Genomic DNA, 24,967 nt, shown 5'->3' with positions numbered 1-24,967 from the left:
TTGTAAATTGTTTAAAAACAAAAAGTAGAAAGAGGGAATAGTAGTATTTATTGCGAAGCATTATTAGTAACTTACTATTATAACAATAAAGTAGAACAAGAAGTACTTCCTTGTACATTTAGAAGAGATACTATGGGGTATGGTAAAGTTGCGTTAGAAGAGGGAAACATAATACATCCTGATAACTTTCATTTAGATTTTGATACAGATTATCAAGAGTATAAATTTGAAAATAACACTTTAATAATTACTGGAGAATCATCAAAGATGGGTGGTAAGTATAAAGTAGAGCTAAAGGAGCAATAGTTAAAGTTGCTTACGTAAAAACACTTTATTTCTATAAATTAGAAGTAAAGTGTTTTGTTATAGCTGTATAAGCTATGTGTTTTCTCTTGCGTACTTGTCTTTTAAAGCTATTTGTGCCAAAGGTTGAACTACATCGTAAAATGTAGCTATAGTAGTTTGCCTGTTTCTTATTTTTTACTTCGAAATGTTCAAAGTGAAAGAATCCATCTATATGTTTCACTAGCCTATAACGTTTACGTTTTAAAGTGCGTAACTCTTGTAATTCAGTATCAGGTCGTTTTATAGGTACATTGTAGACTTTTTTAAGTTGATTTAGGTATAACGTTGTTTTAATATTTGAATTTTCTTCTAATAGTCTTAAAGTTCTTTTACTTCTTCTTTTTATTGTAGATACGATTTTTCTGTAATATTTAGATAAGTTAGGAGATTTAATACATACATTATATCCTCTAAATTCGAACCCTAAATAAGTTAAATGTGAAGGTACAAGTTTATTCGTATCACCAATATTTTTTATTTTAAAACATTCAAGACGAGTGTCTTTATTCTTATTAAAGATTACTTTTTTGAATAGGAATTTCTCTGTCTTTTCTTCACTAATACGAATATGATAACTTTTAATTAAGTTAAGGACAGATTCTTCAATCTGCTTTTCTTGACTTGGTTTGCACATAATAAGTATATCGTCAGAATACCTTCTATAGAATCCTCCTTGTTGTTTCACGATATTATTTATAATTGTTAAATCAAATTCATATAAGTAGAGATTAGCAAGAGTTGCACTAATAGGAAGACCTTGTGGTATTCCCATTTGTACCTTCTTACCATTGTTAAGTTCTCGATAAAAGTGATTCTTAAAGACAGGTAGTTTACCTTCTTTTATGTGATTTCTAAAATCTACATTGTCATAGAAGAAAGAGCGGTAACCTTTCTTCTTGCGTATGTCTGAGAGCTTAGATTCATCAAAGCCTCTTTTTTTACCTCCCTTTTTAGTTTTAGTTAATCGTAAGTTATCTAGTAATACATAACTAAAGTTAGTACAGGATTTAAAGACATTGTAATGATCTTTTGGAAGCACTGGTTCATTTATTAGCCATGCCCATCGTTCTTTAAGATATTTGTGATCTAGTGTTGAAAAGAAACTTTTAAGGTCAAAAGCTAGTACCATTACTTCTTCTGAGTCAAGCGCCCTATGCTTAATCTCGTCAAAACACTCTTTCGCAAAGTGGATATTACTTTTGCCACTAGAATTTTCTTTACTAATTAATATTTTTCGATAGGCAGTAATTGCTTGATTAAGTAAAGGTTCTTCTTCAAGTTTTGCAATATATTTTTGATTCAATAGATAAGCGTAATAACTATAGACTAATGAGTCAAAGTGACTTGCATAATGTAGTGGGCGCACTTTAGCATTGCGTATAGGTTCTTTAGTCTTTATATCATAGTGAGTGTGACTCCTATCATCAGTAGTGTGCTTTGTACTATTTCCTTTTTTATATTTTCTATCACTAATATTAGTATGTATAAGGGGGTAAAAAGCATAAGTACTAATGAAATGAGGATTTTGAATTATTTGTACAATTCGCTTGTAATCTTTACCTATTTGTAAAGATGGAGATAAATGTAAGTAGCCTTTTTCTTTTAGCCAAATAGGTTTTTCCATATTAATCAAAAAATAACTGCGAGTAAACAATAACGTCTTTTATATTACATACACCTTAAGGTTGGATCAGTACCCAGTAACTGAGTCATTGGACTGACGATTATCTTTGTATCAAAATTAATTAATAGTTTATTAACCCCTAAATTAATAGTTATGGAATTTATATTATCAACTGTATTTACATTAGATACAAATAGTTTATTAGAAGCAATATCATTTATAATATCTTCTCTACTCTCCTGGTTGTTTAATGACAACTGTAGAGGTCGAGAAATAAATATTAAGAAAGATTTGGATCTTAATAAATTTATGATTCCTTTACCTCTATAATCTCTTTATTATAAAGTAGACAAGATATCTTTAATCCACACAACAGTAATATGACTTTTACTCGCAGTCTGTACAAATATAAGTATATTTGTGTACTACTAACTGAAAATAAGAATATATGACATTAAAAATAGGAGATGTTGTTTTTTATAAGACACATCCATATACTGCAAATGATCAAGAAATTAAAATAGCAATGTATGCTGATTATACTACTCCTATAATGGTGGTAAATAAGAAAGGTGAAGGAGAAAAATTTAATACTAAAACTGGTAGAAAAGCAGGAGAATTTGTTGAATGTATTTATTACAATTCGAGAGATGGAAAGTATGTGTCAAAAAGGATGAATGCAGAAGAGTTGATAAAATGTGGGGATTCTTATGTAAGAAAAGAAGAAAGCCGCTCCTTTTTGAAAGAGTTAGGTTCTGAATGTACTACTATTGAGGAAGTAAGAAAAAATATTGAAGAAAAGTATATTTATAAGCAGGTTGTATTGAAATCAGTAGACTTAGAACTATTCAAACATAAAATAAATAGAACAAAAGAGAATGGTGATTTGGTAGAAACAAATCATTTAGAGTTCCTACCTCCTGTAATGACTGTTATTGGATGTAAATTTATTGATGAGAAAGATAAATTTTGTAGTCATACAGGTGGACCTGCAATTGAATTAAAATGTAAGTGGTATAACTCTCAGAGTAAAACTTTTTCTGAGGAATCATTTAGAATAGAAAATTTGTATTTGATAGACTTAAAAATAGAAGGAATTACAAATGATTTGTTGAGTGAATATAAAGAACAGATTGAAAGTAACTCATTTAACTTAATTGAGTTAAAAAAACCTTTAGTTTTAGAGGGGACTGATGGATTATCAGTGAAGTATTCTCTATTACAAATAGAAAGTATTGTGTATAAACATTATTTTTATGAAGCCTTAGTTTACAGCCTTCTAAAAAACAGTAAAGAATCTATTTTGATTAATAAAAAGATTAAGGAGATTAAGGATGGTGTTTTATGGGGAACAAGTTACCCTGATTATGCTTATAAAGGTTACCTAAGTGGTATTACAAGCTATCCTATTAGAGAGAATGAGTATTATCAAATTTCGTATAATGATAAAATGGATAGGTTTACAAAAAGAGTTATTAAAATTAAGGACATTTTTTTTGTTATTGAAAATGAAAAGAAAGAAGCTTTATTTGAGAACTTAGGGTGGCTGAATGATGATATTAGTGCAGCTGATAATGAAGTAAAAGAATTTATAGATAGTTCTAATTTATTTTTTATAAATTCTTTTGGAAATAGCAATGTAACTATTAGTAAAGATAAAGGAGAAGTAGGTATATCAGTATCATCTAAACTTATTAAGGATAAAAACATAGTAATTCTTTTAGAGACTAATTGTTTACTTAAAAATGGAGCAATTAGGCATTTTAGATTAGATGGAATATCAGAAATACGTGCGATTAATAATGGTGTTGATTTGTTTGAGAATGGAGTTATTCCTGAGAATGAAGTGTAGTGCCTTATAAGTACATAAGCTCTTTGTCAGTTATAATTAGGTATAAGATTTTTTTTGACATAATGTCTTGAAAATTAACTATATCGACATTTATTGTCTTTGTAAATATGACATTATGTGATTTTTATATAATTGGTATGCCTATTGTCTATTATTTGTCTTATTAATGTATAAAACTGTAATATGGACAAAGCTTATCGAGTAGATACTCAGAAGATTGTATGGGCAGAAGAACTTCCTATGTTAATGAAGGGAAGGACTAAGGAGGAATTATCGTTTCAATGCTCAGACCCTAAATGTAGAGTAAAAGTTGTTGCTAATAGCTACAAATTAACGAACAAAAAAATACCGTATTTTAGTATTAATCCTAAGTTAGCTCATGTTGACAATTGTGAGGAAGCATTGCTATATGGACTAACAGGTAAAGCTAAAGATCGTAAGTTAACAGTCAATGAATTAAAAGTGGTAGGTTATCCATCACAGTTAGTATTATCTGATGTTGCTGAAGATCCTATTGAAATCATTGCTGATTCTATTACTACTAATAGTAGTGATGGAACAACTACTGGGAAAATGAGATTAGGTTATAATGATGAGCTTTCTTTTGACCCAGAAGACGGTAAGAGAAATAGTAAGGTTAGTTCTATAAAAAGAATCGTTGATTTTTATCTTGGTTTTGAAAGAAATAGAGATGTTGAGATAGAGGTACTAGGAGAGAAAAGTGAGTATCGTTATTTGTTTAGACGTATCGGATATGGTTTGAATCATAGTCCATTTATTGATAATAAGATTTTTTATGCTCCCTTAAAGTTATTTAAAAGTGGGGCATTAACTGAAGATGATGATAAAATGGTATTTGAGTTATTGCCTCATAGAGAAAGTAAGGAGAATAATTATAAAGTAGTTTTGTCTAAAAAAGATCTATCTAGTCAAAAGATAAGTAGAATTCGTAATAATTATAAAAGGGTGTTTGATGAAACCTACGAAAGATTTACATTGAAGACCTTAGATAAAGGTTATGAAGGATATGTATTTTTTTTAGGAACAGGACCGACTAAGGATAAACCATTAGAATTTAATGTAGTGAGCTCTTTTATTTATTTTAAATATACCGATGTTCGCAAGACAATTAATGAAGCAAAGTAGTGTAATACAAAAAACGAGACCACTGGTCTCGTTTTTTTATTATCGGTGTCCTAGGATGCTTTTAAGATAGGTGTTACCTCTCTCTTTAGCTTCGCGTAGTTTTATTTCTTCATCGGTGAGGATGACCTCTTCTTTTATCCATACGCGTTCGATGTACTTCTGTAGGTAGATGAAGTAGTTAATCGCTTTTAGCATACGTCTGCGGGTAGATACTTCTAAGAAGAATACATCTGCATCTGGGCTGATCTCACGTTGGTAATACAGCTGTATGTACGGCTTGCCTTTTGGGTCAGGGTCTTGCTCTAGCTCGTAGTGGAAGTACTCGTATTGGTTCTCTCCATTTTTACCTTTGCCGAGGTAGTTTTGTATGGTGATACGTGGAGCATGACCTGCAGCTCTGTCCTCTAGTCTGAATCTCCACTGCTGTCCACAGTAGTATATCGTAGAGTCTTCCTTCTCATAGTATCGCTGACCTAGTCGCTGTACGACAGGGCGCTTCATGATGTCGTTAAAGTTGGCTACGGTGATGATCTTCTGTTTCTTATTATAGATACCAATCATATCACTGTATTCTACTAATAGCTTCTCCCATTCGATGGTCAGTGATTCGGCTATACTGGTATTCACCATCGGCTGCCAAGTCTGATCTAGCTCTGTAGGGTATCTATAGAAGGTCTGTAAGGCGTAGTCTTTAGAGAATGGAAGTAGAGACTTCTTCTTCTCTATGGTGACTAGCATTGCGTATAAGTCTTGGTACTGGAAGTACACAGATGTAGTGTACGAGTTTCCATTCGTAAATGAGATACGCTTATACATATCTTCTTCTGCATAGTCTATGACGATCTCTTCTCCAGTAGGGATATGATCTTGATTAAAGATGCTACCACCTGCTAGCTTCATTAGGTTGTCTAGGTTCACCTCCTTATTCGCAAAAGCAAATGGGTACTTCTCATCTGCATAGGCAGGATTAGGCGTTTCTAGTAGAATGGATTGGTTCTGAGCGAATGATTGTAAAATAGCATCAGTACGCAACCAATTTGCCCAAGAATATATGGTGTCATCTAGTTCTTCTCGTTTATATAAGAATTCTGGTTTGATCAAATGGAATAGGACTGTAGGCTCTGCTACGTCTCGTTCTAAGTCATGGTTTAGCAAGAAGTCTATCTCTATGCGATCTTTCATACTGAAGCGATAGTCGTCTACACCATAGTCTGTATTGATAAACAGTCTAGCGCGTATGGTACCTCCTACGATAAGTTCTCCATGATTATAATCTCCCCAGAATACCTCTGCTACCTTTAGATTTCTTTTGACATAGATACCTTGTCCTCCTACTGCTATATTATTAGTAGTAAGGCTACCTAGTACCACGAGTCCTGTAGAAATCTCTGTATTAGCATTGAAAATTTGGGGTACAGTAAGATTGCCATTTATAAGAATAAACGGGATAAGGTCATCAGTATAATGTTGGGCAGAGATGGTATCTAGGTTTAGTGGGTCTTCCCACTGCTGGTGCCCTTCGTAATATAAGATCGGCAAGTCTAGATTCTCATGCTTATACCAACAGTCCTCTGGTAATAAGTGCTTTATCTCTGCTAGAGGGATAAACTTCATAATCGGTGAATTAGTAATGTTTTATTATAACAAAAGTAAGTAATTATTGGCTCTATCGTTAGATGAAGATAGGAATTATCTTCATCATTTTCTAATGAAAGTAATGATAATAAGTACAATGATTGAAAATAGGGTTTAAAGAGTTTTTTTAGTTGTTAATCAATTGATTAATAGTTGGTAAAATATTTTTTTAAAGAAGAATTTGACTACTTGTCGGTTAGAAGTAGTGTGTAAAATATTTGAATAGTATAATTAATTGTTCTGATATATGTGATGAGTGTTATTATTTGTTCTCTGCTAGAGGCTTTCTTTTCGTTAAAATTCTATCAATTAGAGAGGTTTGTTTAAAAAATACGCAATTGCTATGTACCATATTTGATTTGTTTTAGTTAATAAAAAGTGAATTTTGTTAATTTGTAATTAAAATTATTTAGTTAAAAAAGTTATGAAGAGAATTTTATTTTTATTTCTAGGTCTATCATTATTAGCTTCGTGTAGTAGCGATGATAATGCTGTGATAGATGATGAAAAATTAGGTGAGTTAGTCGTAAAAATTGAACAGAAGAACTACTACGTAGGTGATAAGGTATCTATAAAGGTAGAAAGCCAAAAAGGGGAAGAGGTGAAAGGTGCTAGAATCTTCATCAATGAGACACAGGTGAATGCACTATATGAGTTTATGAAACCAGGAGATTTTAAAGTAGTAGCGAAGAAGGCGGGGTATACTTCTAGCAAGGTTGTAGATATTAAAGTGAAAGCTTATGTAAACATAAATCTATCGGTAAAGGAGAGCAAGGTAATCGTGGGAAACAAAATCGTATTCGACGTATTAAATGATTTTAAAGAGACTGTAGCTGCTAAAATATACCATGTAGAGAGTGGAACAGAGATAGAGGGAGCTGAATATACTCCGACAGAGGTAGGTGTGTACACTTTCGTAGCAAGAGGTGGCGAAGGCTATAAGGAGAGTAATAAGGTCACTGTAGAGGTGTTAGCTGATACGAGTTACTTCTGGATAGGAGGTAAAAACTATGAGGTTCATGAGTTAACCTTTGACGTAAGCCAGTATAAGTATAAATCTGGGGTTAAAGACAGAGTGTATCTCTTAAATGGAAAAACGATGAATGCTGTAGAAATCAATGTTTGGAATATAAATGGAGAAGCTGCTAATAACATGAGTATTACAGTTTGGATTCCAAACCCGACGATTAAATTGAACAGTAAGAATCAAATTACTGATTTTGGTCAACGTGTTTCTTTAAGTGATTCAAGTGATTGGATCGTAAGAAGTGTGTTTTTGATGTTAGAAGGGGAAGATGCCCAATCATATGAAGTGAATGAAGATCGATTGACTGATATTACATTAAAAACGAAAGGATTAGTAATACCAAATAATGGGGTTGGTGCTGGAAAGAAAGGTGTTGAGAGTCAAGGGGTATTTGATTTTAAAGCCTTTGGCGATAAGGAGATGAAGTTATTATTTAATGGATATTTTACTACAACAGAAGCTGTTAAGAAATTCTAAGAGAGTAACGTTATAGAAAGAAGAATTGTTTACATTTTTTTTAAAGGGAAGAAGAGCCTTACTGTTTTATACTAGTAAGGCTTTTCTGTATCTACTAGTTTAGGTGTAGATCTGATGTAAGAAGTGGCGTATAGTGTCCCACTATATGCGACCATAAGTGACTAGAATAGGTCATGTGTGGTTAAAAAAGTCATGATTTAAAATAAAGTTTTTGATATGAAATAGATTTGTATCAGAAGATTAAGCGATAGAGTAGCTACTGAGTAATAATCTGATATCATAATTAATAACCATTTTAAAAAATTAGAAATCATGGCAGAAATTAAAAAAGGAATTTTAGGAGGAGTACAAGGAAAAGTAGGTACTGTAGTAGGGGTAAACTGGAGAGGTAAAAACATTATCCGAAGCTTGCCAAAAAAGAGTGGTAAACCTGCAACGGAAGGACAGTTAAAACAACGTGCAAAGTTTAAATTAGTAGCAGAGTTCTTATCTCCGTTGAATCAATTGACAGGGAAGTATTTCGGAGAGTATCAAGGGGCTAAGTCTAGAACCAACTTAGCGATGTCTTATCAGTTATTAGAAACGGTAATAGAGAAAGATGGTGACTTAGCAATAGACTACGCTAAGGTAGTGATCACTAAAGGGGTGTTGCCTGTGCCTATCGTAAGCGATGTGAAGATAGAGAATGCTAAACTTACTGTGAATTGGAAGTCTGATGTGGGAATAGGATTGGCAAAGGAGAAAGATGATATGGTCTTCGTGGTGTATAATCAAGATGCTAACCAGTTCTACGTGATAGAGAATCAGGCTAATCGTAAGGCAGGGACTATCTCTGCTAATATCCCTGCTGAGTGGGCTAAGAATAACTCAGTGTGGCTAATCATAGTAGATGAAGCTAAGAAGTATAGCAGTACAAGTGCTTTCTTAAGTGTAGTGTAGGCTGTGTGAGGATGAATAAAGAAGAGCCTGGGGATAACTCAGGCTCTCTTTATCTTTGCATATATACTGTGTTTTCATAAAAAGAAAATAGTTCTTTTTAGAACGTTAGTCATTATTAATTTTCTTTTTGTATTTCAAAATATTTAGTGCAAAAGGGAATATACTATTTTAGTCGTTATATTAGTGTATAATTGATTTGATGTTTTCTAAAAATATAGAATTCTTATGCTGAGTAAATTAAGTATTGTTTTAGGAGTTTGCCTTATGACTGTAGTAGGCTGGGGGCAGCGCAGTAATTCTGATTATAAACCTATATTTAACGTAGGGTATAATCAAGGAACGCATAGCATGATTCAGTTAGGAGTGGAGTATGATGTATTGAGTTCTGATGAAAAATGGCTTTTTGTAGGAGGTGGTGTATTGGCAACTCCTTATCACAAGGAATGGCATTGGTTGCCGTATGTGGATATTACTAAAAGCAACGGATTATTGTTCTATGGAGCAAAAACTTCTACTAAATATGTACAACCACAAGTAGGTATATCATTATTAAACTTGATGGATATAGGACTGGGATACGGTATCCCCTTTAACGAGGATAGGATACCTGTAATAAAAGGTTTTAATCTGAATATCAAAATACGCCTTAGTGGGAATGATAGTGTATATCCAAAGTTAAAAATGGGGTTCTAGATATTGTAAAAGTAAAGAGCCTCAGTTTATTAGCTGAAGCTCTTTACTATTATCCGTGTATGTGTTCTTTGTTTCCGTAAGATTGGATTAGTTCTCCTTCGAACTCAAGCCATTCTTTCCAACGTTTGTCTACATCTACTTTCTCTGTGTATTTCTTAGCGAACTTTAAGAATGTAGTATAGTGATTTGCTTCTGATACCATCAGTTCATGATAGAACTTTGCTAACTCTTCATCTTTGATGTTTTGAGATAGTGTTCTAAAACGTTCACAACTTCTCGCTTCTATCATCGCAGCGAATAATAGTTTATCAATGAAGCACTCATTACGGCTACCGTCTTTCTTAGAGAATTTATACAGCTGACCTACATAGTCATCTTTGCGTTCTCTACCTAGTGTGTATCCACGTTCTTTAATGATGTTATGTACCATCTGGAAGTGTTGCATCTCTTCGATAGCAATCTCCGTCATCGCAGTCACTAAGTCTTCGTGCTCTGAGTTATACGTAATCAATGTTATGGCATTCGTAGCTGCCTTTTGTTCGCACCAACAGTGGTCCGTTAATATCTCTTCTAAGTTAGACTCAGCGATATCTGCCCATCGAGGGTCTGTTAATAGTTTTAATCCAAGCATAATTCCTTTTCGTTTTATGCAAAAATAGCAATTATTAGGTAGTAACATACTGTATTATTGGATTATCCTATCGCTATTAGAGAGTTGCTTTTGTCTGTATTATACGTTATTGCATATAAAATGATGTTTTAGAGGTGGATTATATGTAATTGCATATAGTTTTGTATATTTGTGTATAATTATATGTTATTGCATATAATATGAGTTAAGATTTTCATTGTATTTAATTCTGGAGTATATGAGCACATCATTAGGAGAGTTTGTTAAAGAACATCGCAAAAGGGTTGGTTTAACACAAGAGCAGTTAGCTGATAAGGCTGGAGTTGCATTGACTGTTATTAGAAAGATAGAGCAAGGGAAAGATAATTTAAGCTTAGCTAAGGTAAATGAAGTACTTATCATGTTTGGACATACTCTAGGGCCTATAAATACTAAGGAATTATGAGAAGGGCATTAATTAAGTATGATTCTGTTAATGCAGGAGTATTAACGGAGACTGATCAGGGAGAATATGTATTCGAATATCTAGTAGAGTACATAGAGAAGTATGGGCAGCAGTTCATTTGTCTATGCGTTTGGCAGAGTTGTTTGATATCAACGTAGTGTCTTCTAGCTTAATTAGAATGGCATCAGGAGAGTTGTGTTATATAACAAAAAGAGTGGATAGAACTGCAAATAGCAAAAAACTGCACATGATTGATTTCTTGCAGATCCTAGAATTAGAAGATAAGTATCTTGGCACAATGGAGCAAGTGGGTAAGGAGATAGGAGAATTATCATCTTATACAGCATTAGATAAGATGCGTTTCTTTGAGTTGGCTGTTTTTAATTTTATTATAGGGAATAATAATATGCACTTAAAGAACTTCTCTATGTTATGTATAGATAATGTGTGGGGATTATCACCTGCGTATGATTTGCTAAATGTAAAAATAGTTCTGCCTAAAGATAAGGATGACTTTGCCTTAAACTTAGGAGGTAAAAAGAAGAATCAAAATAGAGCATACTTTGAACGCTTTGCAGAAGTATTGAAGTTGAATAAAAAACAGGTAAACAATGTGTTTTCTAGAATAGAAGGATGGAATAAAAAAGCAGTGGAGCTTATCAATAAATCGTTCTTATCAGAGGATTTAAAGAAAGATTATCTTCTTACAATAAATACACAGATAGAAAGGCTTAAGCAATAGTTTATGAAACACAATTTATCCAGAAAGAAAATATTAGTTATTGGACCTGTATGGCCAGAGTCTAAATCCTCTGCAGCCGGGAAGCGCATGCTTCAGCTGCTGCAATGTTTTAAAGACTGGGGGATGCAGATCTACTTCGGGAGTACAGCGAAAAAGTCTGAGGTGAGTGATGATTTGTCTTGTTATGGGGTGACTGAAGTAGAGCTGTGGTTAAATGATGCGCGTACAGATGAGGTATTAGCTGATCTGATGCCTGATATAGTGATGTATGACCGCTTTATGATAGAGGAGCAGTTCGGATGGCGTGTGACAGAACAATGTCCTGATGCGATGACGATATTAGATACGGAAGACTTACACTTCCTTCGATTTGCTCGTCAGGAGATGCAGAAAAAAGGAGGACAGGATATAGAAGAATATTTATACAGTGAACGTACTAAACGTGAACTAGCTAGTATATTGAGATGTGATTTGACTTTGATTATTTCAGAGTATGAGTATAAGTTATTAGTAGAGAAGTTCCATATATTACCGAATGCGCTGTTGTTTATCCCTTTTATGGAAGAAGAGATTACAGTAGAGGATATTGGTAATTGGAAACGATATGAGGAGAGAGAGGACTTTGTGTTTATAGGGAACTTTATTCACGAGCCGAATTGGCAGACTGTTCTTAAGCTAAAGACGGCAATATGGCCGCTGTTGCGCAAGAAGTTACCGCAGACAAGAATGCATATTTATGGAGCTTATCCTTCTCCTAAAGTGATGCAACTACACAATGAGCGCGAGAAGTTCTTAGTACACGGTAGAGCAGATGATGCCCTAGAGGTCATTAGTGATGCTAGAGTGATGTTAGCTCCTATACCATTTGGAGCTGGGATTAAAGGGAAGTTTATTGACGCTATGAGAGTGGGGACGCCTTCTGTGTCTTCGTCTGTAGGTGGAGAGGCAATGCGTGGGGAATATGAATGGAACGGTTTTATCACAGATGATGTAGAAGAATTCGTGGATAGAGCAGTTGAGCTTTATACAACGGAATCTTTATGGAAGGAGAAGCAAGAATATGGTGTGAAGCTTATCAAGGCTAATTATGATAGTAAGTATTATGGAGACTTATTTTATAGTGCTGTCAATACCATGTTTAGCAATCTAAAAGAGACGCGTAGAGCCAACTTTATAAGTGAGGTACTAAGACATCACAGTGTACAGAGTAGTAAATTCTTTGGGATGTGGATACAAGAGAAAACAAGTAGATAGGGTGCCACGGATTATAAAAATCCGCGACAACAACTCACTATCTACTACATCCTATTAGGTTCAAAAAGCATCAGAGTAACTTCTTCTTTTCCCACAGGTTTATTTTCTACTCCCTTTGGGACAATAATGCATTCGTTAGGGTGAAGAGTAATTACTTTATCTCTAAAGTGAAGTTCTAGGATTCCATCTACTACCATAAACAGTTTGTCTTCATGGTCATGTGAGTGCCATTCAAACTCTCCTTGTAGTTTTATTAAATTGATGGTGTGATCATTGATATTTCCTAAGTTTTTTAATTGCCAAAAGTCTTTTAGAGAATCTGATTCTTGAGCTAAGTTTATTTTATTCATTTGAGTCTATTTTAGATGTATTATCTTTGTTATTTAGAATTAGTAAAAACAACTAAGCAAAGCTAAAGAGGTATACATCTGGTTTTTGCAGTATGATGTTTGTTTTTTGCAATAATAAGATCGTGTATGAGATTAGGATTAGGTTTTGACGACTGTAGAAGAGGAGAAGGGTATGTACAGATGCATAGACAATTGTGTACAGAAGACTTAGATCTGCACTTCTATCAGAGTACTCAACAGACTTCGAGTAAGACGTATGTGTATAAGGAACAACCTTATATACAGCTCCATTATGAGCTAGATAAGGGGTATACGGAGTACAAGGCACGATATCAACAGAAGTTTTCTATCTATACAGAAGTAGGGAAGTGTACCTTATTTTATCTGCCTGTACTAGATGGTTATCTATATGATCCTGTATGTGATAGTGCTATAAGCTGTGAGATCGAAATAGGAGAAAATTGGTTAATCCACAACTTGAAAGAGGAGTCTAAGGAGAGTTATCAATTCTTAAAAAAGATGTCTCTCGGTGAAATCGCCGTATTAGGAGACGATAGTTTCACAATCACTCCTGATATGAAACAGCTCATTTATGAAATCAATACGTGTCCTTATACGGGTATGGTAAAAGATTTGTTTATCGAGGGTAAAGTAATGTTACTTCTGGCATTACAGTTAAATCAGGTGCAATCTGATGTAGACCAAAAACACGCTCAGCGCATACATGCTCAAGATATAAGTAGATTATATGACCTAAAGACGCTCTTAGAGCAAGAGAGTTATCTAAAACATACCATAGAAGAATTAGCGATGCGTATAGGAATGAATCGTACGAAGCTGCAAGCAGGGTTTAAGCAGTGCTTTGGGATGACTATTCACGAGTATGTATTAGAGATGAGAATGAATGAGGCATATCGTTTATTAACGTCTTTCTCTAAGGGGACCTATAGTATAGAGGAAGTAGCTAGATCAGTTGGCTATAAGAACTATGCACACTTCTCTATGATGTTTAAAAAGAAGTTCGGTGTGTCGCCTAGTACTTTTATATAATCTACTTTGAAGTACGACAAAATAATATAAATTAATGGAATACAGAAGACGCTGTCAGGGTACTCGTTATTGCATTTTTGTTGCCCTTATCGCATAGTTATCGGATAGTGATTACATAGTGGTCGCATATTTTTGGTCGTTTTTAATGCGATCAGTATGCGATTGTGATTCTATTTTATTGTTATCACTAGAATGAAGGGGAATAAAAAAGGCATAAAAAAAGCGAGTAATTTCTTACTCGCTCTAGTATTATAGTTAATGATGGATTATTTCATCATTTCAGTATAGTATTTGTAGAACAATGGAATAGTCTCAATACCTTTTAGGTAGTTGAATACTCCGAAGTGTTCGTTAGGAGAGTGGATCGCATCAGTGTCTAATCCGAATCCCATCATTACTGATTTAGAACCTAATTCTTCTTCGAATAAAGCTACGATAGGAATACTTCCTCCTGAACGTACTGGAATAGGTGTTACTCCGAATGTATCTGTATATGCTTTAGAAGCAGCTTGGTATCCGATAGAGTCGATAGGAGTCACATATCCTTGTCCTCCGTGATGAGGTTTTACTTCTACACGTACTCCTGCAGGAGCGATGCTTTCGAAGTGTTTTTTGAATAGTTCCGTGATTTCTTCCCAGTCTTGGTTTGGTACAAGACGCATAGAGATTTTAGCAAAAGCTTTACTAGCGATAACTGTTTTAGCACCTTCGCCTGTATAACCTCCCCAAATACCATTCACATCTAATGTAGGACGGATAGAGTTACGCTCATTAGTCGTATAACCTGCTTCTCCGTATACATCGTCAATATCAAGTTTTTGTTTGTAGTCTTCTAAAGAGAATGGACGTTTAGCCATTTCGTCTCTTTCTTCACGAGATAATTCTTCTACTTTATCATAGAATCCTGGTACTGTGATATGGTTGTTCTCATCGTGAAGAGAAGCAATCATCTTCGTCAATACGTTAATAGGGTTTGCTACAGCTCCTCCATATAATCCTGAGTGTAAGTCTCTGTTAGGTCCAGTTACTTCTACTTCTACATAGCTCAATCCTCTTAATCCTGTCGTGATAGAAGGTTGTTCGTTAGAGATCATTCCTGTATCAGAGATTAAGATTACATCATTCTTAAGTTTCTCTTGGTTTCTTTTTACGAACCATCCTAAACTTACAGAACCAACTTCTTCTTCTCCTTCGATCATGAACTTCACGTTACATGGTAATGCATCATTTGCAATCATGTATTCGAACGCTTTTACGTGCATATACATTTGTCCTTTATCGTCACAAGCTCCACGAGCGAAGATTGCTCCGTCAGGGTGTAGATCTGTTGTTTTGATTACAGGTTCGAATGGAGGAGAAGTCCATAACTCAATAGGATCAGCAGGTTGCACATCATAGTGTCCATAAACTAATACTGTAGGAAGAGCTGGATCGATGATTTTCTCACCATAAACGATAGGATAACCAGGTGTTTCGCATAATTCTACTATATCACATCCTGCTTTTTCTAAACTTTCTTTTACTGCTTCTGCAGTGTTGATTACATCTTGAGAATAAGCGCTATCAGCACTGATAGACGGCTTTTTTAATAGTTCAATTAGCTCATCTAAAAGACGTTGCTTGTTTTCTTGAACAAATTGTTTTGAATCTTTCATAATATAAAAGGATACATTGATTTTGTTACTCACAAAGCTAAGAATAAAAAAATACAATTTTTTTCTTGCAGATAAAAAAACCTGTTGTATATTTGCAACGTCTTAAAGGAACAGGATGTTCCACTAGATTTCGCGGGTATGGTGAAATTGGTAGACACGCCAGACTTAGGATCTGGTGCCGCAAGGTGTGAAGGTTCGAGTCCTTTTACCCGCACAAAAAAGCCTCTTCATTTGAAGAGGCTTTTTTTATGGAATTATTTTAGGAATCATTTATTTTTAAAAGTCTCTGTATAAGAGTTTTAAAAATAAATGATTTTTTTTATTATTTAAGATTTGTTTTTAAGCAAAAAAATCTATTATATTTGCCACGTCTTAAAGGAACAGGATGTTCCACTGATTCGCGGGTATGGTGAAATTGGTAGACACGCCAGACTTAGGATCTGGTGCCGCAAGGTGTGAAGGTTCGAGTCCTTTTACCCGCACAAAAAAGCCTCTTCATTTGAAGAGGCTTTTTTTATGGAATTATTTTAGGAATCATTTATTTTTAAAAGTCTCTGTATAAGAGTTTTAAAAATAAATGATTTTTTTTATTATTTAAGATTTGTTTTTAAGCAAAAAAATCTATTATATTTGCCACGTCTTAAAGGAACAGGATGTTCCACTGATTCGCGGGTATGGTGAAATTGGTAGACACGCCAGACTTAGGATCTGGTGCCGCAAGGTGTGAAGGTTCGAGTCCTTTTACCCGCACAGAAAAGCCTCTTCAAACGAAGAGGCTTTTTTATTGGTGTAAAGTTATAGCTTAATTAACTTTTTTGTAGCAATACAATAATCAAATATTATATAGCAGTACGAGAGTTTACATCATTATTTTGTATAGACCTACTCGTATTCGTTTTAGCTTTTAGAAAATATGTTTCTTGATATTATCATTGATTAGAAATTATGTATCATCTTTTTTTGTAAATTTCATTCTTTAAATATTGAATTTAGAGGAATGGTGTGACTTTTGTATGAAGTGGAGTCTAAATTATAATGTCTAAGGATTAATCAAGGAAAAAGGAATGGAATTAAAAAATTTGCTGGCAACTGTATTAGAGTTTGAGTTATATACGAGTAAGTCTATCAGTATTACGATAGGTACCTTATTATTCATCGCATTCACGCTTATGATTACTAATGTAGGGGTGAGGCTGTTGAAAAAAGCATTTATACGTATGGCTACTCCTGATGTAGCGGCTAGGCTAGGGAGTGTTTTTAATTTCATTAATTACTTTATTTACCTGATTATGATTTTCTTTATCCTGAATGTAGTAGGGATAAATATCAGTATGTTTTTGACTACTTCAGCCGCTCTATTTGTTGGTTTGGGATTTGCACTACAAGATATCTTTAGAGATTTGATAGCAGGTATTTACATCTTGTTTGACAAGACATTGAACGTTGGTGATGTGGTAGAGATAAGAGGTGAGGTGGCTCGTGTGAAGGTCATTAACCTTAGATGTACTATCGCTGAGACGCGTAATAGAAAGGATATCGTGATTCCGAATAGAAAACTGATAGACGATATTATGAATAACTGGACGCATGAGGACCCTGTGATACGTGCTAGGATTAATGTAGGTGCATTTATAGGGACGGATGTAGAGTTAGTCAAATCGGTGTTATTATCATGTGTAGAGGATAATGATGAGGTGCTAAAAACACCTAAACCTATAGTGTTTATAGATGAGTTCGGAGAATCTTCTATCCGTTTTATCTTGTATTATTTTATAGATAACGCTTTTGATAACGATCGCATCGGTAGTGAGATCCGCTTTGAGATAGACAAGAAATTTAAGGCGAATAATATAGAACTACCTGTGCCTGTACTCAAATTAAAACAAGGTGCTGAGTCTGTGTAAAAGTTATAGCTTCTAGAAGTATTCAATATCAATAAAAGGATTAATTTTGCTTTTTTCTAAAGAGAGATGGCTTCTAATAAAACTAATTCAAATCCTATGTCTGCTGTGGGGGCTAGACCAAAGAGAAAACCTCCAACAAAACGAAAACCTTCTAGAAAGAAGAGTACTAAATCATCTACATGGACTACTGTGAAGTGGGTGGTCATCATCGTGGTATTAGTGGGAATAGGTATTTGGTTTGGGTTACATTTTAGAGAGGGAATACGCTATTTCTTTAGCTCTGATGACAAGTCAGAAGGCAAGTCTATCTATGATGTGCGTACTGTAGAGGTGTTGAATAGACATGATAGTATGCTAGTCGGCTTCGATGTGTCCCATTATCAAGGGGTGATCGATTGGAAGGTGGTGGATTCTGTAGCTGGTAAAGCTTCTCTTGACTTTGTGTTTATTAGAGCGACTATGGGTAAAGATGGCAAGGACAAAGCTTTTCATCTAAACTGGAAAGGCGCTAGAGCAAATCACTTTATTAGAGGGGCATATCACTATTATCGCCCTGATGAAAATTCGACAGAGCAAGCAGAAAACTTTATCAAACTAGTGAAAATATCTGAAGGAGACTTTCCTCCTGTATTAGATATAGAGGATATGCCTAAAGAGCAGTCTATGGAGAATCTTAGAAAAGGACTGCAAAACTGGATCAAGCTAGTAGAAGCGCATTATAAAGTAAAACCGATCTTGTATTCGGGAGAGAATTACTATACACATCACCTTAAGGAATGGTTCCCTGATCATGTATTATGGATCGCTAACTACAACTTCTTTGTTGAAGAAATAAAGCCTGACTGGCATTTCTGGCAATTTACAGAGAAAGGGGTTATCAATGGAATAGATGGTAAGGTGGACTTAAATATCTATAATGGGAATAAGGCAGATATACGAGAGTTACTTGTGCCTTAAAGTTCTTTTAGGGTGTACAGTGTCCCACTTTCTGCTACCATATACACTCATTATCGTCATAATAGGGCGTTATGAGCAATATTGAAAAGAACATAAATAAGGTTATTTACTTTTGTGCTGTATCTGATTTAGATTGGATACACCGTAAGTAATGACTTATAGTATGTTCTTTGACATTGTGTATAATCCTAGAATCAGCGTTAGTTAAACCCAGATTAAGCATTAGTCAAATACGATAAAGCTATTCTACTTCATATCTCTTTCATTAGCTCTAAAACCATACTATAGTATGCTTTTATTAGTAATTCAGACCTATTTTGTATACTTGCTTTTCGTTTATATGTCTATCGCTTATTCCAGGATAATAAGGAAAAAATAAGGATGGGATGTTATTTTCTAACATCAAGGGCATCTCTTAAGGCATTGCCTATCAGCATAAAACTTATCACTAGTACAAACATAGCAAAGCCTGGTAATAAGGCTAAATAAGGTTTGCCTAATAAGATATAGTTATAGTTTTCTTTAATCATGGCACCCCAACTAGGTGTAGGTACTTGTGTTCCTAAACCTAAGAAACTTAGTCCACTCTCTACTAAAATGGCAGAAGCAAAGTTAGCAGCCGAAATTACGATGACTGGAGCCATACAGTTTGGCAAGATATGTTTAGTAATGATTCTGTAGTTAGAATAGCCTAAAGCATGGGCAGCAGTTACGTATTGTTGTTCTTTTACACTGATTACTTGTCCTCTGACTACACGAGCTACTTCTACCCACATCGTTAGTCCAACAGCGATGAATACTTGCCAAAAACCTTTGCCTAAGGCTAAAGTAATGGCAATCACTAACAGTAAGGTAGGTATAGACCAAAACACATTAATCAACCAAAGAATAAAGGCATCTATCTTTCCGCCAAAGTAACCGGCTATAGCGCCTAATGTGATACCTATCACTAAAGATATTAGCACAGCTACAAAGCCTATAGATAAAGATACTCGAGCACCAATAACTAGTCTACTTAGGTAGTCTCTTCCTTGGTTATCTGTACCTAACCAATATTTCTTTTGTTTGATAATCTCGGATTCTTTAGCGTTGTTTAAAGAACTCAGCGCTATGCTTTTAGTTTCTTCTAGTTGTGGTTGGTTACTATACCCCTTATAGAATAGGGTATCGTTAGTAATGTGATATTCACTAATAGGGATAAATCTAGTAGCTTCTTCTCTTCCAAACCAAAGCTCACTCCAGGTGCGATCTGTGTCTGTAGGAATAGTGATAGTAGATACTGTAAAACCTGGGCTCTGAGAACGAAGGGCAAGGTCTCCTGCGTTAGCATTCTTAGAGTTGTCAGGGATAATGAAGTAAGCAAAGGCTGCTACTATAGCAATGCTTACAATAATCCAAAAACACAAAACGCCCCAAAAATCTTGTTTGAATTTTTGGAGCGCAATCTGTGTATATGATTTGCTAGTGTGAGACATTCTATAATTTAGAACTTACGTTGTTTTTATCACCACTTACTTTATATATTTTCTTTGTGTCTAAGTCTTTTAAGATTTTCACACCTTCTTCGATATAGACATCGCCATTTAGCATCTCATGCCATCTATCTCTTTTGCTTTCAAGTATTGTATCGTTCTTGATTCTAGCTAATTCGCTAGGTAAAGAAGTAAATTTCAATTCGTTTTTATACTTAGAAATAGCTTTGAATTTCTTAGCTTTCTCTTCTACTTCTTTTTGTTTTGCACGATATTTCTCAAGGCTTAATGGAACTTCTTTTTCATCTTTTCTTTCATTGATCCATTGCGCGTTCTCGTCAATCAATTTGAATTGCTCATTAAGGGCAATACGTTCTTTACTTGACTTGATAACAGCAGAGAAATCATTGTTATACGGAGTATAAGTAGCTCTTTCTATCTTGTCCCATGGCATTGCGTTATCCATATCTCTTTCTCCCATGTCGATATAAGAATATCTGTCTGGTAATACGATATCACTTAGTACTCCTTCGCGTTGAGTAGAACCACCATTGATACGGTAGAACTTCTGTAGTGTTACTTTTAAAGCACCTAAATCGCCATAAGGTTGTTTTCTTAATAGGTCATTAAGTGTTATTAAGTTTTGTACAGTTCCTTTACCATACGTGTGTTTACTACCGATGATAATTCCACGCTTATAATCTTGGATAGCTGCTGCAAAGATTTCAGAAGCAGAAGCAGAGAAGTTATTTACTAATACAACTAATGGTCCTTCCCATACGATAGGAGTATCTTTATCATCTAGTACTTTTTGTTTTCCTCTAGAAGACTTCACCTGTACTACAGGGCCTTCTTTAGAGAATAGCCCAACCATTTTGATAACTGTCTCTAATGAACCTCCACCATTGTTTCTAAGATCCATAATGATACCGTCTATGTTCTGTTGTTTTAGTTCTTTAATTTCTTTTTCAACGTCTGTAAATGCGTTACGACTGTCTTTGTTCTCAAAGTCAATGTAGAATTTAGGTAAATGAATAACCCCATATTTCTTGTCACCATCTTGGATAACACTTGACTTAGCGTAAGTTTCTTCCATTTCGATAACTTCACGCATTACAGGGATAACCTTAATCGTTCCGTCTATTTTCTTAATCGTTAAGAATACTGTAGTGTTCTTTTTCCCTTTGATCAGTTTTACAACGTTGTCAAGACGCATACCAACGATGTCGATAGGTTCTTCATCTTTAGTCTGACCAACTTTAAGGATAATATCTCCAGTTTCGATTTCTTTACCTCTCCAAGCAGGTCCGCCTGGTACAAGTTCATTAATCTCTACACCTTCTGATTTTTTGCGTAAGACAGCACCAATCCCTTCGAAGCTACCACTCATGCTAGCATCAAACTTCTCCTTGTCTTCAGGAGCAAAGTAGAAAGTATGTGGGTCAAAACGCTCTACAATAGAGTTTAAGTAGATAGCAAACCAGTCTTTTCTTTCAAGGTCTTTAATGAATTCAAAAACTTCATCATATGACTTTAAAGCACTTTCACGAGCCTCTTTTTCAAGTTGTTCAAAAGATTTCTTTTCAACAGGCTTTTTGTCTTTTGCTTTTTTATCTGTTTTCTTTTCTTCTTTAACGATAGGCTCTCCGAACTCGTCAAACTCTTCTTCTTCCTCTACTTTACCTTCTTGTATTTTAAGATTGTCAGTAATGGTAGATAAGACATTAAGTTTTAGTAGTTTTTTCCAACGCTCTTTTAATTCTTCCGCATCTTTAGCGTAGCCGATATTGTCATAGTCAGCATTTAATACATCGTCTGATTCGAATTCGAATGGTTGTTCAAGAACTTCCGTATAAATACCTTTAGCTTCATTCATACGTTGAGTAATACGCTCATAAGTCAGGTCAAAGAAAGAAAGTTCCTTTAACTGAATCATGTCGTCTATTAGGTACTCATATTTAGAAAACTCATCGATATCCGATTGTAAGAAGTATCTCTTCATTGGATCCAATGCTTTTAGATATTCTTTATATACAGTAGCAGAGAATTTATCATCAATCTTTGCTGGATTATAATGCGTGTTTTCTAATATATACGTTACTAATTCTAAAAGAAGCTGATCTTTTTCAGGCGTATCCTTTTGCTGTTTAGGCATAAAACTCCACAGAAGAGCAGACACTCCGATAAGTAGAAGTATAACCTTATAATTTCTTTTCATAAATAGCTTAAAAGTATTCATTAATTAGTTTTGAACTAAAGTAGTTAAAAAAGTAAATATTTATACGATAAGGTCGATAATTATTTGTTAAAACACATAATCGTATAAAAATCCGTAGTTGTTATATGCTTAAACCCAAAATCCGTATCAGCCAAATACTGCAAAGTAATTCTACTTTATAGCTCCTTCATTAGCTCTAAAACCATACTAGTGTATGCTTGTATCACTAATTCTGACCTATTTTGTATAATTACTTTTCGTCTATATGTCTATTGCGTATTTTCGGTTAAAACTAAGTAATTTCACAAACAAAATAACATATAATCCTTACATTAGCGAATGTAATTAAAATAAATATATGATGCAAAGACCTTTAATACTTGTTACAAATGATGATGGTATCACAGCACCAGGAATGAGAGCCTTGATAAGTGTGATGAAAGAGATAGGAGAAGTAGTGGTAGTTGCCCCAGATAGTGCTCAATCTGGAATGGGGCATGCTGTAACGATCAATAATACGCTTACGTTAGAAAAAGTAAATATCGACCCAGAGATAGAATTAGAATACGCTTGTTCAGGTACACCAGTTGACTGTGTAAAGATAGCGCTAGGACAAATACTAGAAAGAACACCTGATCTGTGTGTGTCTGGTGTAAATCACGGTTCTAACTCTTCTATCAATGTTATTTATTCAGGAACGATGAGTGCTGCACTAGAAGCAGGGATGAGTGGTATACCTGCAATAGGTTTCTCTTTATTAGATTTTAGCTGGAGCGCAGATTTTGAACAAATAAAACCTTTTATAAAAAAGATTACAACAGAGGCACTTAAACATGGGATTCCAAAAGACGTGGTGTTGAATGTAAACTTCCCAAAGTTGGCTACTGAAGATATTAAAGGAATAAAAGTGTGTAGACAAGCTAAGGCTACATGGGTGGAGAACTTCGATAAACGAGTTAGTCCTCATGGAAAAGAGTACTACTGGTTAGTAGGAGAATTCGTGAACCAGGATAAAGGAGAAGATACAGATGAGTGGGCATTGCGAAATGACTATATCTCTATCGTACCAGTGCAATTTGACTTAACAGCACATCAAGTATTAGAACGTATTAATAGATGGGATCTGTAGATGAAAGATAAGATTGTTCATATTCTAATCGGTTTTGTTGGAGGTGTAGTGGCTACTGTAGTGGGTATAGAACTTTATTTGTTGTTGTTTACTAACTATGAGTTGTTTAGTGATTTTAGTTTCATTAATAACATAGGGTTGGTAGGAAGAATAACAGCGATAGGGAGCTTACTTAATTTGCTATTGTTTACGTTTTTTATTAATCGCAGATTAGATTTTATGGCTAGAGGTTGTATTTTAGCCGTAATTATTTTAACCATAATAACACAGTTAGTGTAGATGAAGTATTATATAATAGCAGGAGAGGCATCAGGGGATCTACATGGATCTAATCTTATGCGATCTATATACAAGAAAGACCCTGAGGCAGAGATACGCTTTTGGGGAGGAGATTTAATGCAACAGGTAGGCGGTAAGCTCGTGAAGCATTATAAAGATCTTGCTTTTATGGGATTTGTTGAAGTGGTACAAAATCTAGGAACAATATTGCGCAATATTAAGTTCTGTAAAAAAGATATCGCATCTTTTAATCCAGATGTATTAGTGTTTATTGATTACCCCGGCTTTAATATGCGAATAGCTAAATGGGCAAAGAAAATAGGTATAGAAACACATTATTATATCTCACCTCAAATATGGGCTTGGAAGGAGAATCGAATCAATGATATCAAAAGAGATTTTGATTTTATGTATGTAATTCTGCCTTTTGAAAAGGATTTTTATGAGAAGAAACATAATTACCCTGTAACCTTTGTAGGACACCCATTAATTGATGCTATTGCAAATTACCGTGCACAGGAGCATGAGGACTTTAGAAAAAAGCACAATTTAGATGATAGACCAGTGATTGCGTTATTACCTGGTAGTAGAAAGCAGGAGATCAGTAGATTATTAAATGAAATGCTTTCTGTAATACATCATTACCCACAATATCAATTTGTAATAGCTGGTGCTCCAGGACAAGAAGCTTCATTCTATGAGACTTTTATAAAAGATCAAAATATTTCGTTTGTATTTAATGAAACGTATGCTTTATTGAATATTGCCCATGCTGCATTAGTGACTTCAGGTACAGCAACGTTAGAAACAGCATTGTTTAGTGTGCCACAGGTTGTTTTATATAAAGGGAATCAAGTATCTTATGAAATAGCTAAACGAATTATAAAATTAAAGTATATTTCTCTCGTAAACCTAATTATGGATGACGATGTGGTTGTAGAGCTTATTCAAGGGGATTGTAATGCTGTAAGAATAGAGCAAGAATTCGCAAAAATCATACAAGGTGAAAAAAGAAATGAAATATTGTTAAAATATAAAGAATTAATTCGTAATTTAGGCGGTCGAGGAGCGAGTGATTATGTTGCGGATGAAATAATAAAAAATCATATGACAAAAAGAAGTTAGTTAACCACCACAAAATAA

The 24,967-nt window shown here is 34.5% G+C and carries 23 protein-coding genes and 3 tRNA genes; 19 read left to right on the top strand and 7 right to left on the bottom strand.

What is annotated here, in order from left to right:
• Positions 1–132 precede the first annotated feature (132 nt).
• Entirely contained in the window at positions 133–306 is a 174-nt protein-coding gene (locus tag MODO_RS19155; RefSeq protein ID WP_006257557.1) for a hypothetical protein, read from the top strand.
• A gap of 31 nt (positions 307–337) precedes the next feature.
• Here the strand turns inward: MODO_RS19155 and MODO_RS01200 are convergent, their stop codons facing one another.
• Positions 338–1,969: a reverse transcriptase domain-containing protein gene (locus MODO_RS01200; RefSeq protein ID WP_006257556.1), complete on the bottom strand. Its 1,632-nt coding sequence runs from the start codon at positions 1,967–1,969 to the stop codon at positions 338–340.
• Between the two features lie 448 nt (positions 1,970–2,417).
• Between MODO_RS01200 and MODO_RS01195 the strand changes: the two genes are divergently transcribed.
• Positions 2,418–3,821, top strand: a complete 1,404-nt coding sequence (locus MODO_RS01195; protein ID WP_006257554.1) for a hypothetical protein — start codon at positions 2,418–2,420, stop codon at positions 3,819–3,821.
• Between the two features lie 183 nt (positions 3,822–4,004).
• On the top strand, positions 4,005–4,967 hold the full coding sequence (locus MODO_RS01190; RefSeq protein WP_006257553.1) for a hypothetical protein: 963 nt from the start codon (positions 4,005–4,007) through the stop codon (positions 4,965–4,967).
• A gap of 39 nt (positions 4,968–5,006) precedes the next feature.
• Here the strand turns inward: MODO_RS01190 and MODO_RS01185 are convergent, their stop codons facing one another.
• Complete coding sequence (locus tag MODO_RS01185; RefSeq protein ID WP_006257552.1) at positions 5,007–6,581, bottom strand: hypothetical protein; 1,575 nt, start codon at positions 6,579–6,581, stop codon at positions 5,007–5,009.
• 445 nt (positions 6,582–7,026) lie between these two features.
• On the opposite strand from MODO_RS01185, the gene MODO_RS01180 reads away from it, so the two are divergent.
• From MODO_RS01180 to MODO_RS01170, 3 genes are all read left to right on the top strand, one after another.
• Positions 7,027–8,106 carry a hypothetical protein gene (locus tag MODO_RS01180; RefSeq protein ID WP_006257550.1) on the top strand — a complete coding sequence of 360 codons (1,080 nt, stop codon included), beginning with the start codon at positions 7,027–7,029 and terminating at the stop codon, positions 8,104–8,106.
• Between the two features lie 312 nt (positions 8,107–8,418).
• Positions 8,419–9,045, top strand: coding sequence for a DUF6266 family protein (locus MODO_RS01175; protein ID WP_006257549.1), 627 nt, complete (start codon positions 8,419–8,421; stop codon positions 9,043–9,045).
• Positions 9,046–9,270: 225 nt separating this feature from the next.
• Positions 9,271–9,738 (top strand): hypothetical protein, encoded by a 468-nt coding sequence (locus tag MODO_RS01170; RefSeq protein ID WP_006257548.1) that lies wholly within the window; start codon positions 9,271–9,273, stop codon positions 9,736–9,738.
• A gap of 49 nt (positions 9,739–9,787) precedes the next feature.
• Here MODO_RS01170 and MODO_RS01165 read toward each other — a convergent pair whose 3' ends face one another.
• The gene (locus tag MODO_RS01165; protein ID WP_006257547.1) at positions 9,788–10,369 is read right to left on the bottom strand and encodes a MiaE family protein; all 582 of its coding nucleotides are present in this window, start codon (positions 10,367–10,369) and stop codon (positions 9,788–9,790) included.
• Positions 10,370–10,607: 238 nt separating this feature from the next.
• Here MODO_RS01165 and MODO_RS01160 point away from each other — a divergent pair, with 238 nt between their 5' ends.
• From MODO_RS01160 to MODO_RS01150, 4 genes are read left to right on the top strand one after another with little or no spacing between them, the layout of a single operon-like run.
• Positions 10,608–10,814, top strand: a complete 207-nt coding sequence (locus MODO_RS01160) for a type II toxin-antitoxin system Y4mF family antitoxin (RefSeq protein ID WP_006257546.1) — start codon at positions 10,608–10,610, stop codon at positions 10,812–10,814.
• Positions 10,811–10,972 carry a hypothetical protein gene (locus tag MODO_RS19425; RefSeq protein WP_006257545.1) on the top strand — a complete coding sequence of 54 codons (162 nt, stop codon included), beginning with the start codon at positions 10,811–10,813 and terminating at the stop codon, positions 10,970–10,972. The genes MODO_RS01160 and MODO_RS19425 overlap by 4 nt, the downstream gene beginning before the upstream one ends.
• Positions 10,939–11,556: a HipA domain-containing protein gene (locus tag MODO_RS01155; protein WP_006257544.1), complete on the top strand. Its 618-nt coding sequence runs from the start codon at positions 10,939–10,941 to the stop codon at positions 11,554–11,556. The genes MODO_RS19425 and MODO_RS01155 overlap by 34 nt, the downstream gene beginning before the upstream one ends.
• A gap of 3 nt (positions 11,557–11,559) precedes the next feature.
• On the top strand, positions 11,560–12,810 hold the full coding sequence (locus tag MODO_RS01150) for a glycosyltransferase (protein ID WP_006257543.1): 1,251 nt from the start codon (positions 11,560–11,562) through the stop codon (positions 12,808–12,810).
• 44 nt (positions 12,811–12,854) lie between these two features.
• Here the strand turns inward: MODO_RS01150 and MODO_RS01145 are convergent, their stop codons facing one another.
• On the bottom strand, positions 12,855–13,160 hold the full coding sequence (locus MODO_RS01145; protein ID WP_006257542.1) for a cupin domain-containing protein: 306 nt from the start codon (positions 13,158–13,160) through the stop codon (positions 12,855–12,857).
• Positions 13,161–13,286: 126 nt separating this feature from the next.
• On the opposite strand from MODO_RS01145, the gene MODO_RS01140 reads away from it, so the two are divergent.
• Positions 13,287–14,210, top strand: coding sequence for a helix-turn-helix domain-containing protein (locus tag MODO_RS01140; RefSeq protein ID WP_006257541.1), 924 nt, complete (start codon positions 13,287–13,289; stop codon positions 14,208–14,210).
• Between the two features lie 266 nt (positions 14,211–14,476).
• Here MODO_RS01140 and MODO_RS01135 read toward each other — a convergent pair whose 3' ends face one another.
• Positions 14,477–15,865, bottom strand: a complete 1,389-nt coding sequence (locus MODO_RS01135; protein WP_006257540.1) for a dipeptidase — start codon at positions 15,863–15,865, stop codon at positions 14,477–14,479.
• A 132-nt stretch (positions 15,866–15,997) separates the two neighbouring features.
• Here MODO_RS01135 and MODO_RS01130 point away from each other — a divergent pair.
• The 5 genes from MODO_RS01130 to MODO_RS01110 all read left to right on the top strand — a co-directional run bounded on the left by MODO_RS01130 (position 15,998) and on the right by MODO_RS01110 (position 18,726).
• Positions 15,998–16,079 (top strand) — tRNA-Leu (locus MODO_RS01130).
• A gap of 186 nt (positions 16,080–16,265) precedes the next feature.
• Positions 16,266–16,347 (top strand) — tRNA-Leu (locus MODO_RS01125).
• A 186-nt stretch (positions 16,348–16,533) separates the two neighbouring features.
• Positions 16,534–16,615, top strand: a tRNA-Leu gene (locus tag MODO_RS01120).
• Positions 16,616–16,929: 314 nt separating this feature from the next.
• Positions 16,930–17,769, top strand: coding sequence for a mechanosensitive ion channel family protein (locus MODO_RS01115; RefSeq protein WP_006257539.1), 840 nt, complete (start codon positions 16,930–16,932; stop codon positions 17,767–17,769).
• Between the two features lie 66 nt (positions 17,770–17,835).
• Positions 17,836–18,726: a glycoside hydrolase family 25 protein gene (locus MODO_RS01110; RefSeq protein ID WP_006257538.1), complete on the top strand. Its 891-nt coding sequence runs from the start codon at positions 17,836–17,838 to the stop codon at positions 18,724–18,726.
• 389 nt (positions 18,727–19,115) lie between these two features.
• Here MODO_RS01110 and MODO_RS01105 read toward each other — a convergent pair whose 3' ends face one another.
• On the bottom strand, positions 19,116–20,201 hold the full coding sequence (locus MODO_RS01105; RefSeq protein ID WP_006257537.1) for an ABC transporter permease: 1,086 nt from the start codon (positions 20,199–20,201) through the stop codon (positions 19,116–19,118).
• Between the two features lies 1 nt (position 20,202).
• Entirely contained in the window at positions 20,203–22,437 is a 2,235-nt protein-coding gene (locus MODO_RS01100) for a carboxy terminal-processing peptidase (protein WP_006257536.1), read from the bottom strand.
• Positions 22,438–22,777: 340 nt separating this feature from the next.
• Between MODO_RS01100 and surE the strand changes: the two genes are divergently transcribed.
• From surE to lpxB, 3 genes are read left to right on the top strand one after another with little or no spacing between them, the layout of a single operon-like run.
• Positions 22,778–23,545 carry a 5'/3'-nucleotidase SurE gene (surE, locus tag MODO_RS01095; protein ID WP_006257535.1) on the top strand — a complete coding sequence of 256 codons (768 nt, stop codon included), beginning with the start codon at positions 22,778–22,780 and terminating at the stop codon, positions 23,543–23,545.
• Positions 23,546–23,824, top strand: a complete 279-nt coding sequence (locus MODO_RS01090) for a hypothetical protein (RefSeq protein WP_006257534.1) — start codon at positions 23,546–23,548, stop codon at positions 23,822–23,824. It abuts the gene before it with no gap.
• The gene (gene lpxB / locus MODO_RS01085; RefSeq protein ID WP_006257533.1) at positions 23,825–24,949 is read left to right on the top strand and encodes a lipid-A-disaccharide synthase; all 1,125 of its coding nucleotides are present in this window, start codon (positions 23,825–23,827) and stop codon (positions 24,947–24,949) included.
• Positions 24,950–24,967 lie beyond the last annotated feature (18 nt).

This window comes from Myroides odoratimimus, from assembly GCF_001485415.1.
GTDB lineage: Bacteria > Bacteroidota > Bacteroidia > Flavobacteriales > Flavobacteriaceae > Flavobacterium > Flavobacterium odoratimimum.
Note: the sequence above shows the minus strand (reverse complement) of the source record. Positions and strands in the feature narration are given on the sequence as shown.